Genomic DNA, 11,531 nt, shown 5'->3' with positions numbered 1-11,531 from the left:
TTTCAGATTCAGATAATCATCCTACTCTGGCTTCAGCTCACAAGCCTTCTCTAGCTTCAAATTGCAGCCTCACTCAAATTCAGATAATAATCCCATCCTTGCTTCAGTTCGAAAGCCTCTTTCAGATTCAGATAATAATCCTTCTCTGGCTTCAGTTCGAAAGCCTCTTTCAGATTCAGATAATAATCCTTCTCTGGCTTCAGTTCGAAAGCCTCTTTCAGATTCAGATAATCATCCTACTCTGGCTTCAGCTCACAAGCCTTCTCTAGCTTCAAATTGCAGCCTCACTCAAATTCAGATAATAATCCCATCCTTGCTTCAGTTCGCAAGCCTTTTTCAGATCATAAGCCCACTTGCAAAACAGATATCATTATATCCTATATCAGCTTATCAATCAATAGTTTTACTTATTTCCATAATCTCATACCTCACACCTCACACCTCACACCTCACACCTCTCACCTCTCACCTCTCACCTCTCACCTCTCACCTCTCACCTATTTTGCTAAGGAAGTTCTTTTCGCTAAATTCGAGCTTCGCCTATGGCTCGCTCTCTTCTCGAAACTTTCGGCCTCACACCTGATAAAACTCAATAATCTCCTCCGCCACCTGTCCTCTTGGGACACGTCTGTCCATTGCAGTCTTCTCTATATATCTGTGTGCCTCTGCCTCAGACATATTCTTTTCATTCATAAGGATGCTCTTGGCGCGGTTTACTATCCTTACCTCCTCAAGCTTTCTTTCAAGTCTCTTTATCTCCTGACAGGCCTTTTTCATCCGGCCGTCGGCGGCCTCTGCAAATCCTAAGGCTCTGGCAAAAAGCGATCTGCTTACCGGCTTTGGAAGGACTAGAACGCCCTCCTTCTCCACATTATCAGATACATCATCATAATAGTCTTCCTTGACAAAAAGGATTACCTGACAGTTCATATCTGATGCAAGTTCTACCGAGAAATCCTCGCCGCTCTCAGTACCTATAGGACCATTTATGATACATATATCTGGAGAAAAATCCGACATAGCCTGTTTCCCGTCCTCTACCGTTGCACAGAGACGGATCTTCTGATAGCCATAGCTTTTCAAGAAATCCTGAAAGAACCTCATCGCCTTAGGAGCATCTGTTATTATCAAAGCTCTTTCCAAAGGTCTACCTCCATAGGCTACAGTTCATTTTCCTTTAGGGTTTTAAGGAAACGGGATGTTATAGACCTTCTTTTTTCATCGTTTAAGAAGTCGGACTCATTGGCTACCTCTATCGCCTCCTCAAGAGAAAGCGGAAGCTTTGAGTACTTTTTCCTCTCCTGGTCGGAAATCTGATCTCCGGGCTTCTCAAGTGGATCAGGAAGCTTTTCCTTGTTCTTTACTCCCTCAAGTCCAGCCTGGATCACCATACCAAAGGCTATATATGGGTTTAGCATTGAATCCGGTGAACGGAGAAGACAGTATTCATGCTTTCCGTAAATCATAGGTATCCTGAAGAGTCTGGACTCATTCTGAATGGACCAGGTCAGATATTTAGGAGCTTCATTTTCTCCGAATCTGAGATATGACTCTTTTCTGGTGTTCAAGAAAACAGTGATATCCCGGATGCGGTTAAATATGCCGGCCATAAACGAAAATACTGTATCCTTATCCGTTTCAAACAGATTTGATGTCTCCTTGAAAAGGGCTATCCTCAGATGGAATCCATTTCCAGGCATACCCTCAAGAGGTTTGGGGTCAAACGAAGCAGTAAGTCCATTTCTTGCAGCTATGGTCGTTACGACATTCTTATATGTCATGAAATGATCGGCGCTTTTTAAGGCTCCCGATGCACGGAATTCTATCTCGTTCTGTCCCGGGCCTGTCTCATGGTGGCTTGACCTTGGTGGAACATCCATATCGGCAAGCGAAAGACAGATCTCACGCCTGATATTCTCTGCCCTGTCAAGAGGCGCCACATCAAAGTATGTACCCTGATCCATAGGCTCAAGGGTAGGCGTACCATCCTCATCATTCTTGAAAAGATAGAACTCGCTCCTTAATCCAAGTCTTACCATAAAGCCCTGCTTACGGCATTCCTTTATCGAATCTATAAGGAACTGTCTGCTGTCATATGGATATGGTTCCCCATCTGAAGTGACAACATTGCAGTAGAATCTGATAACCCTTCCGGTCTGCGGTCGCCACGGCAATACAGACAGCGTATCCGGATCAGGCACAAGATAGAGATCCCTGTACTTAGGATCGTCAAAGCCAAGAACTCTGAAAGCATCAAAGGCTATCCCTGAAGAAAAAGCCTCCGGCAGCATATCCGGCTGTATCGAAATATTCTTATGGTTTCCAAGCATATCGGAAAATGCAAGTCTTACAAAGCGGACGTCGTTTTCCTCAACATACTCAAGCGCCTCTTCTTTAGTATAACCTGGCATATTTACTCCTCATTAAAAAACAGCACCCATCCAAGACGCATTTGGAAAGGTGCTTTAAAATTTAGTTGAGATATTCTGCTTTCCCTGTAAAAGCGGAATACCAACTTTATGATTTTACTTCAAACCATAAAGAAAATCAACTAAAACCTTTGTTTTATGATCATTTATTGTAATTTACGATCTGACCGAAATCAGGCTTTAAGGATGCTCCGCCGATAAGACCTCCGTCGATATCCGGCTTTGCGAGAAGCTCCTTGCAGTTTCCGGCGTTCATAGATCCGCCATACTGGATACGGATCTTTTCTGCTGTATCTGTATCATAGATATCAGCTATAGTCTCACGGATAGCCTTGCAGACCTCCTCAGCCTGGTCAGCTGTAGCTGTCTTTCCTGTCCCGATGGCCCAGATAGGCTCATAGGCGATGACCATGGAAGCTGCCTGATCCTTTGATACGCCTGCGAGATCAAGCTTGATCTGCATACGGATCCAGTCAAGTGTAACACCCTGCTCTCTCTGCTCAAGTGACTCACCACAGCAGAGGATAGGTGTGAATCCATACTCAAACGCCTTCTTTACCTTCTTGTTCAGGAATTCATCGGTCTCGTTAAAGTATCCACGTCTCTCAGAATGACCAATGATCACGTACTCTACTCCTGCATCCTTAAGCATAGGAGCAGAGATTTCTCCAGTATAAGCGCCCTTGTCCTCAATATAGAGGTTCTCTGCACCTACATGGACATTGGTTCCCTTTACTGCCTCTGCTACAGGTACTATATCGATAGCAGGTACACAATAAACTACATCTACATCCGGATTCTCAACAAGCGGCTTTAAGGTCTCAACAAGCTTTAAAGCCTCGCTTGGAGTCTCATTCATTTTCCAGTTACCGGCGATAATTTTTTTTCTCATTTATGATTCTCCTTACTGATAGGGGTGAGGTGTGAGGTCTGAGGTCTGAGGTGTGAGGCTCTCACCTCTCACCTCTCACCTCTCACCTCTCACCTCTCACCTCTCACCTCTAACCTCTCACCTTATTTCTCATCTGCTGCTGCTATTCCCGGGAGCTCCTTACCCTCGAGGAACTCAAGTGATGCTCCGCCTCCTGTGGAGATATGGCTCATCTTGCTTCCAAGTCCCATCTGGTTTACAGCTGCAGCTGAATCACCGCCACCAATGATTGTTGTAGCGTCTGCATCAGCCATTGCCTGTGCGACCTTTAATGTACCAGCTGCAAGAGTAGGATTCTCGAATACGCCCATAGGTCCGTTCCATACTACAGTCTTTGCATTCTTGACTTCTGATGCATAAAGCTCTGCTGTCTTAGGTCCGATGTCGCAACCCTCCATATCGTCCGGTATGGCCTTTATATCCTTGACCTCTGTAGCGACCTCTGAATCGATAGGATCCGGGAAGTCCTTGATGCAGACAGCATCTACAGGAAGAAGCAGCTTCTTTCCGAGCTTAGCGGCCTTCTCCATCATTTCCTTGCAGTAGTCGATCTTTGAATCATCGCAGAGTGACTTACCAACTGTATATCCCTGTGCCTTGATGAAGGTATATGCCATACCACCACCGATAATAAGAGTATCGCACTTCTCAAGGAGATTTGAGATGACGTTAAGCTTGTCAGCCACCTTTGCTCCTCCAAGGATGGCAACAAATGGACGGACAGGATCCTCGACTGCCTTTCCCAGGAAGTCGATCTCCTTCTGCATCAGATATCCGACTACTGCCGGCTTGCCCTCCTTGCGAAGCTCCTCAGCCACACCTACATTTGAGCAGTGTGCTCTGTGGGCTGTTCCGAATGCGTCATTTACAAATACATCTGCAAGTGAAGCAAGATCCTTTGAGAAAGCCTCTCCGTTCTTTGTTTCCTCAGAGCGGAATCTGGTGTTTTCGAGAAGTACAACATCTCCGTCCTTCATAGCTGCTACAGCAGCCTTTGCGTTAGGCCCTACTACCTCAGGATCTGCTGCAAACTTCACTTCCTGCCCAAGAAGCTCTGAAAGTCTTACTGCTACAGGAGCAAGAGTCTTTGTCTTCTTGTCCTCCTCAGTCTTTACCTTTCCCAAGTGTGAACAGAGGATAACCTTTCCTCCGTCAGCAATAAGCTTCTTTATGGTAGGAAGAGCAGCTACCAGTCTGTTCTCGTCTGTGATCTTTCCATTTACGAGCGGTACATTGAAATCGCAGCGGCAGAGGACTCTCTTTCCTGCTACGTTGATGTCATCTACTGTCTTTTTATTAAGTCCCATTGTGGAATTCCTCCAATAAAAACAAAAGGCCCGGCCCAAATGACCGGACCCGTCAAAGTCCTGATTAGAAAAGAGAATCTATTACTTGATCAGAGAACCGAAGTACTTGATAGTACGGCACATCTGAGTTGTGTAAGAATTCTCATTATCATACCATGAAACTACCTGAACTAAGGTATCATCTCCCATAGGAAGAACCTTTGTCTGTGTAGCGTCAAAGATTGAACCAGCAGTGCTGTTGATGATATCTGAAGAAACGATCTCATCCTCGTTGTACTCGAATGACTCTGTCTCTTCCTTCTTCATCTGAGCGTTGATCTGGTCAACTGTAACCTTTCCTGTAACTACTGCGTCAAGGATAGTTGTAGAACCTGTAGCGGTAGGAACACGCTGTGCAGCTCCGTTAAGCTTTCCATCGAGCTCAGGAAGAACAAGGCCGATTGCCTTTGCAGCTCCTGAAGAAGCCGGTGTGATGTTCATAGCAGCTGCTCTTGAACGGCGAAGGTTGCCCTTTCTCTGAGGTCCGTCCAGGATCATCTGGTCACCTGTATATGCGTGAACTGTAGTCATGAAACCTGACTTGATAGCAGCAAGATCATTTAATCCCTTAGCCATAGGTGCAAGGCAGTTGGTCGTGCATGATGCAGCAGAAATGATCTGGTCATCAGCTGTAAGTGTCTTGTGGTTTACATTGTAAACAATGGTCTTCAGATCGTTTCCTGCAGGTGCAGAAATTACTACGTGCTTAGCGCCGGCATTGATGTGTGCCATTGACTTCTCTTTGGATGTATAGAAGCCTGTGCACTCAAGAACTACGTCGATGTCAAGCTTCTTCCAAGGAAGGTTAGCTGCGTCCTTCTCCTTGTAGATCTCGATCTCCTTGCCGTTTACGATGATTGAGTGATCTGTGTTCTCAACCTTTCCATTGTATCTTCCGTGTGTGGTGTCATACTTCAGAAGATAAGCAAGCATCTCAGGGCTGGTAAGATCGTTGATGGCTACAACGTCATAACCCTCTGCCTGGAACATCTGACGGAATGCAAGACGACCGATACGTCCAAATCCATTGATTGCTACTCTTACTGCCATTTGTAATTCCTCCTACAAATAATATTTGTTCTGTCTTCGGAACAATTCCCGTAAACATCTATATCATAACGGTTTTGACTTCAATTTGCAAGCCTTGATTTTTACTTTGATAAAGATTTAACGGAAAAATATTAATTCTGATATTCCGGGTGGTCCAGTCTGAATTTTCTAAAAAATCTAAAATAAGGACCTGTCCTTCTTAAAACCTCCTCAAAATGATCACCTACCGTCTGGGGACTATGGGCATCTGCACCTATAGTCACATCCCTGCCTCCGAGATCATAGTATAGCCTTAAGATATCATATGAGGGATTCGGCTCCTTCATCCCGTACCTGAATGAGCCGGTATTTATCTCAAGAGCCTTGCCATGAAGGATCAGATGCTTAAAGATGGCCTCAAGCTGGTCTTTGTATTCAGACAGGACCAGCGGCTCGTTGAAATACTTGAGACCGTAGCGGGCCACATAGTCTAAGTGTCCTAAGGTATCGTACTCATCAAAGGAGCGGATATTCGAAAGAACCTGGTCGAAATAGAGCCTGTAGGCCTCCCTTGCGCTTATCCCGTCATAAAAACTCCTGTAGTAAGGATCCCTTCCGTTTACGACATGAACAGAGCCTATGACCAGATCAAAGCTGTATTCTTTCAGAAGCTCATGATGCTTTTGGGCAAGCTCACTCTTAAGGCCAAGCTCTATACCTGTATAGATCTTAAAATCGCTTGTCTCGTATCTTTTCTTAAGGTCTGCCATATATGAAATATAGCCTTCTATATCGAGATCAAAAAGATGCGGTTCCTCCTGATAATCGAGATCCAGATGATCGGTAAAGCAGACACCGTCAAGTCCCCTTTCTCTGGCTGCTTTTATCATGTCAAGCGGGTCTGCCTCGCTGTCGCCTGAAAACCTTGTATGCATATGTGAATCGATCATAATATCATCCTTCTATCACGCCTCCGCCGGCCACATAGTCCCCGTCATAGAGGACAAGTGCCTGCCCCGGAGTGACTGCCCTTACCTTTCTTTCGAAAAGCACGCGGATCCTGTCGCCCTCATAGGATACACGGCATGGGGTCCCCTTGTCGCTGTAGCGGATCTTGCCAATGTATGTCCTTTCAGGCGAAAATCTTTCCTCACTCATATATGAAAGATCCGAGGCTATTAGAGTGTCTGTGAAGAGATCCTCATTATCTCCGAGTACGACCTCATTTGTCGAAGGGTTGATCTGCCTTACAAAGATGCGTCTTCCGGCAGCTATGCCAAGGCCCTTTCTCTGGCCTATGGTATAATGGGTTATACCCCTGTGTCTGCCAAGGACGTTACCTGAGGCATCGACATAATCACCCTCTCCGGGAGCCTCATGGCCCAGCTGTCTGTCGAGGAAGGCCCCTGTATCCCCATCGGGGATAAAGCATATATCCTCGCTGTCTCTTTTTCTGGCGACAGGAAGATGGGCCTCCTCAGCTATACGCCTGACTGTCGGCTTGTCATAGTCTCCTATCGGCATAAGAGTATGGGAAAGCTGGTCCTGTGTCAGATTGTATAGTACATAGGTCTGGTCCTTGTCTGCTGTAACAGAGTTCTTTACAGCATATCTGCCGTTTCCAAGCTTAACTATCCTGGCATAATGTCCGGTCGCAATGTAATCCGCACCAATATCAAGGCTTCGACCAAGAAGCCCCTCCCACTTGATATAACGGTTGCAGGCAATACATGGATTCGGCGTCCTGCCATTTTTGTATTCATTCACGAAATAATCCATTACGTATTTCCTGAAATCGTCCTTGAAATTCATCACATAATATGGGATATCAAGAATAGCTGCCACTCTCCTGGCGTCCTCAACGGCTGAGAGGCCGCAGCAGCCTCTTTCCTCCAGACGGCAGGCCTGATCGGGATTCTGCCATATCTGCATTGTAACCCCGATCACCTGATATCCCTCTTTTTTTAACAGATAAGCGGCTACTGAGGAATCGACTCCGCCGCTCATACCAACAACAACTTTCTTCTTCATTTTGCTGCCTGATAGAAAATATTGGAGCTTCTTAACATGTCAATATTTTTCTTAAGAATCTCCACTGTCTGATCGAGTTCCTCTAAAGTGGTCTTATCAGAAAGAGTCATCCTTATCGACTCCCTGGCTTCTTCCTCATCCCGTCCAATGGCAAGCAGTACATGAGACGGCTCTATGCTTCCTGCCGAGCAGGCCGACCCGCTTGATGCTGCTATGTCATTCTGATCGAGAAGGATAAGCAGGGACTCGGCCTCTATATACTTAAAGCTTATATTTATATTCCCCGGCAGTCGCTTATCTCCTGATGGCCCATTTAGACTGCTGTATTCTATCTCGTCGAGTATCCGGCCTATCAGATGATCACGAAGAGCCGACTCGGCCTCCATTCGCTTTTCTATGGTAGCCGCTGCCAGCTCGCAGGCCTTTCCGAAGCCAACTATGCCAGGCACGTTTTCTGTTCCGGATCTTTTGTCCTTCTCCTGACCACCTCCGTGGATCAAGGCACCTATATGAGATGCAAACGGCCCTATATAGAGAAGCCCGACTCCATTGGGCCCGTAGATCTTGTGGGCGCTTGCAGAGAGCAGATCTATGTTCATCCGGTCAGGATCCATAGGTATCTGTCCGAAAGCCTGGACTGCATCAGTATGGAAGAGAACTCCGGCCTCGTGGCAGACCTCTCCTATCTCAGCTACAGGCTCTATCGTCCCTATCTCATTGTTCGCAGTCATTACAGAAACAAGGATGGTATCATCCCTTATAGCGTCCCTAACCGCCTCAGGCGAGACAAATCCCTCGCTGTCTACAGGAAGAAATGTGACCTCAAATCCTCTTTCCATAAGTGATCTGGCAGTATTTAGTACAGCCGGATGCTCTATCTGTGTGGTGATTATGTGCCTGCCCTTATGAGAAAGCATCTCAGCAGTCTTTATAAGTGCCCAGTTATCAGACTCACTGCCACCTGATGTAAAAAATATCCGCTCAGGCCTGGTGGAAAGAAGAGCTGCTGCCCTGTCACGGGCCTGATCTATTGCATATCTGCTTTTTGCGCCAAGAGAATAGACAGCCGAGGCATTACCATAGTATTGGTCAAAATAGGGAAGCATCTCACCTAGCACCTCCTGCCTGATCCTTGTTGTCGCAGCATTATCAAGATATATCATCTGCCAATCCTCTGGCGCAGGGCCTCAAATGCCACTACTCCGCAGGCAACTGAGGCATTAAGCGAGTCTATGTCTCCAAATGTCGGTATAGAAAGAATGGCATCACACTTTTCCTTTACAAGCCGGCTTATGCCTTTTCCCTCGTTTCCAACGACAAGAGCCAGAGGCCCTGTAAGAGCGGTTTTGTATATGCTTTCTCCATCCATATCAAGGCCATAGACCCAGATGCCCTTTTCCTTCAGCTCGTCTATGGTTCTGGAAAGATTGGTAACCTTTGCGACCGGGGTATAGGCAACGGCTCCCGCAGATGCCTTCATGGCAGTCGCTGTAAGTCCAGCCGCCCTGTTCTTAGGTATTATCACACCGTCCGCTCCGCACATATTGGCAGTACGGATTATGGCTCCCAGATTATGCGGATCCTCTATCTCATCAAGTATAAAGATGAATGGATCCTTACCCTTCTCCTCTGATTTCTTTAATATGTCAAAAATAGTCGAGTATGAAAAAGCAGCCACATAGGCTGCAGCTCCCTGGTGTTTTCTGTCAGGACAGATCTCATCGAGTCTTGACTTGTCTACAAAATCGATCCTTATGTCCTGCTTCCTCGCCTCACGGATTATCGTATTAACAGGTCCATCAGTTGAGGTCTTTAAGATAAAAACCCTTTCGACTGTAATATCACTTCTCAAGGCCTCTATAACTGCATTGCGGCCCTCGATCACTGTGCTCTTATCATGCATCGTTTTTTTCCTCTGTGTCCTTTGGTCTTATTCTAATAAGTCCTGTCTCATCAAGTCCCTTCCTGATCAGGGACAGAAGTCTCTCATCCTGACCGCTTAAGAAAAGGTAGCCTAGAAGAGCCTCAAAGCCTGTAGCCATCCTGTAGTCAGCTATTGTGGCATTCTTGGCGTGGGTATAGCTTTTGGCATTGCGCCCCCGCCTCAGGACATCCTTTTCCCTTTCACTAAGAAGAGGCTCTATAGCCTCTGCCAGACGGCGCTGGGAGCTTGCCTTTACTATATGGGCGCTCATATTATGAAGCCTGCTTGGATGATTGTTGCCCTGTCCCGTTACTATGGAACGGACTATAAGCTCATAGACTCCGTCTCCCAGAAAAGCAAGCGAGAGCGGGGAATATGTCCTTATGTCTACATCTGGAAGGGAATACAGTGCCTTAAGCGCCGCAAATGTCAGATCCTCTTCCACTTCACACCGTCCCTTGTATCCATCAGCTCTATTCCTTCGTTCAGAAGGTCATCACGAATCTTGTCTGCGAGAGCGAAGTCCTTGTTTTTTCTTGCCTGCTGTCTTTTCTCTATGAGCTCCTCAACATGAGAATCAAGATCGTCATGATCTATGGTAAACTGGAGTCCTAAAACTCCCATCATCCTCTCCAGCTTCTCGAATACAGCCATAAGCATCTGGGTGGAGCTGTCCGAATCAAGACTTGTATTTGCGAACTTCACAAGCTCAAAGATAGCGGCAATGGCATCTGCTGTATTGAAGTCATCATCCATTGCATCCTCGAACTTCTCGACATATTCCTTGGTCGTATCCAGCAGCTCGTCCTCCTCCTCGCTCATCTCCATCTCGCTTGCAGAGGCTATCAGATCCTTAAGCCTGTCTCCGCAGGTACGGATACGGATAAGGCCGTTCTTGGCGGACTCCATAAGGTCCTCGGAATAGTTCAGAGGACTTCTGTACTGAGCCTGGAGCATGAAGAAGCGTAGTACATCTCCGTTATATCTCTTCAGGATCTCTCTTACAAGCAGGAAGTTACCCAGGGACTTGCTCATCTTTTTATTGTCGATATTCAGGAAGCCGTTGTGCATCCAGTAGTGGGCGAACGGAACTCCGTTAGCCACCTCTGACTGGGCTATCTCATTCTCATGATGAGGAAAGATAAGATCCTCTCCTCCTGCATGGATATCTATCGTATCACCCAGATACTTCCTCGACATGACAGAGCACTCTATATGCCAGCCCGGTCTTCCGTCGCACCATGGTGACTGCCAGGATGGCTCTCCCTCCTTCTTCGGCTTCCATAGAACGAAGTCCAGATAATCCTCCTTGTCATCACCTGTGACCTTTATGTCACGGTGGCCTGCCTCCAGATCATCTATATTCTTGTGAGAGAGCTTGCCGTATCCAGGGAAGCTCCTTGTACGGTAGTATACCGTCCCGTCCTTTGCCACATAGGCACTTCCCTTTTCTATAAGGGTCTCTATCATCGATATCATGCCGTCGATCTCCTGAGTGGCCTGAGGATTGGCTGTGGCAGGCATGATATTCATGGACTCCATATCCTTTTTGCACTCAGCAATATAGAAATCAGCCACCTCCTTGGCTGTCTTGCCTTCCTCATTGGCCTCTCTTATGATCTTGTCATCCACATCTGTAAAATTGGATACATAGTCTACCTTGTAGCCCTTATAAAGGAAATACCTGCGGACCGTGTCAAATACGATCATAGGGCGGGCATTTCCTATATGAATGTAGTTGTAGACAGTAGGACCGCATACATACATGCTAACCCTGCCATCCTTTATTGGAACAAAATCTTCTTTTCTACGGGTGAGAGTATTGTAAATTCTTATCATGG

Annotated in this window: 11 protein-coding genes; all 11 read right to left on the bottom strand. The window is 46.4% G+C overall.

Annotation, left to right across the window (positions count from 1 at the left end):
• Nucleotides 1-573: 573 nt before the first annotated feature.
• Nucleotides 574-1,143: an ANTAR domain-containing response regulator gene (locus tag ACTNCK_RS02260; RefSeq protein ID WP_441080726.1), complete on the bottom strand. Its 570-nt coding sequence runs from the start codon at nt 1,141-1,143 to the stop codon at nt 574-576.
• 17 nt (nt 1,144-1,160) lie between these two features.
• On the bottom strand, nt 1,161-2,411 hold the full coding sequence (locus ACTNCK_RS02255; protein ID WP_441080725.1) for a glutamine synthetase family protein: 1,251 nt from the start codon (nt 2,409-2,411) through the stop codon (nt 1,161-1,163).
• A 160-nt stretch (nt 2,412-2,571) separates the two neighbouring features.
• Nucleotides 2,572-3,321 carry a triose-phosphate isomerase gene (tpiA, locus tag ACTNCK_RS02250; RefSeq protein WP_441080724.1) on the bottom strand — a complete coding sequence of 250 codons (750 nt, stop codon included), beginning with the start codon at nt 3,319-3,321 and terminating at the stop codon, nt 2,572-2,574.
• A gap of 122 nt (nt 3,322-3,443) precedes the next feature.
• Nucleotides 3,444-4,667 carry a phosphoglycerate kinase gene (locus ACTNCK_RS02245; protein ID WP_441080723.1) on the bottom strand — a complete coding sequence of 408 codons (1,224 nt, stop codon included), beginning with the start codon at nt 4,665-4,667 and terminating at the stop codon, nt 3,444-3,446.
• 81 nt (nt 4,668-4,748) lie between these two features.
• Nucleotides 4,749-5,756: a type I glyceraldehyde-3-phosphate dehydrogenase gene (gap, locus tag ACTNCK_RS02240; RefSeq protein ID WP_441080722.1), complete on the bottom strand. Its 1,008-nt coding sequence runs from the start codon at nt 5,754-5,756 to the stop codon at nt 4,749-4,751.
• A gap of 131 nt (nt 5,757-5,887) precedes the next feature.
• Entirely contained in the window at nt 5,888-6,685 is a 798-nt protein-coding gene (locus ACTNCK_RS02235; protein ID WP_441080721.1) for a histidinol-phosphatase HisJ family protein, read from the bottom strand.
• Between the two features lie 4 nt (nt 6,686-6,689).
• Nucleotides 6,690-7,766 carry a tRNA 2-thiouridine(34) synthase MnmA gene (gene mnmA / locus ACTNCK_RS02230; protein ID WP_441080720.1) on the bottom strand — a complete coding sequence of 359 codons (1,077 nt, stop codon included), beginning with the start codon at nt 7,764-7,766 and terminating at the stop codon, nt 6,690-6,692.
• Entirely contained in the window at nt 7,763-8,929 is a 1,167-nt protein-coding gene (locus ACTNCK_RS02225; protein WP_441080719.1) for a cysteine desulfurase family protein, read from the bottom strand. The genes mnmA and ACTNCK_RS02225 overlap by 4 nt, the downstream gene beginning before the upstream one ends.
• Complete coding sequence (gene rlmB / locus ACTNCK_RS02220) at nt 8,926-9,669, bottom strand: 23S rRNA (guanosine(2251)-2'-O)-methyltransferase RlmB (protein ID WP_441080718.1); 744 nt, start codon at nt 9,667-9,669, stop codon at nt 8,926-8,928. Before rlmB ends, ACTNCK_RS02225 begins: the two co-directional genes overlap by 4 nt.
• Nucleotides 9,662-10,135, bottom strand: coding sequence for a Mini-ribonuclease 3 (locus ACTNCK_RS02215; protein WP_441080717.1), 474 nt, complete (start codon nt 10,133-10,135; stop codon nt 9,662-9,664). The genes rlmB and ACTNCK_RS02215 overlap by 8 nt, the downstream gene beginning before the upstream one ends.
• The gene (gene cysS, locus ACTNCK_RS02210; RefSeq protein ID WP_441080735.1) at nt 10,120-11,526 is read right to left on the bottom strand and encodes a cysteine--tRNA ligase; all 1,407 of its coding nucleotides are present in this window, start codon (nt 11,524-11,526) and stop codon (nt 10,120-10,122) included. Before cysS ends, ACTNCK_RS02215 begins: the two co-directional genes overlap by 16 nt.
• Nucleotides 11,527-11,531: the final 5 nt, after the last annotated feature.

Source organism: Candidatus Weimeria sp. HCP3S3_B5 (genome assembly GCF_052064335.1).
Lineage (GTDB): Bacteria > Bacillota > Clostridia > Lachnospirales > Lachnospiraceae > Weimeria.
The sequence above is the reverse complement of the archived record's forward strand: the minus strand, read 5'-3'. Positions and strand labels throughout refer to the sequence as shown.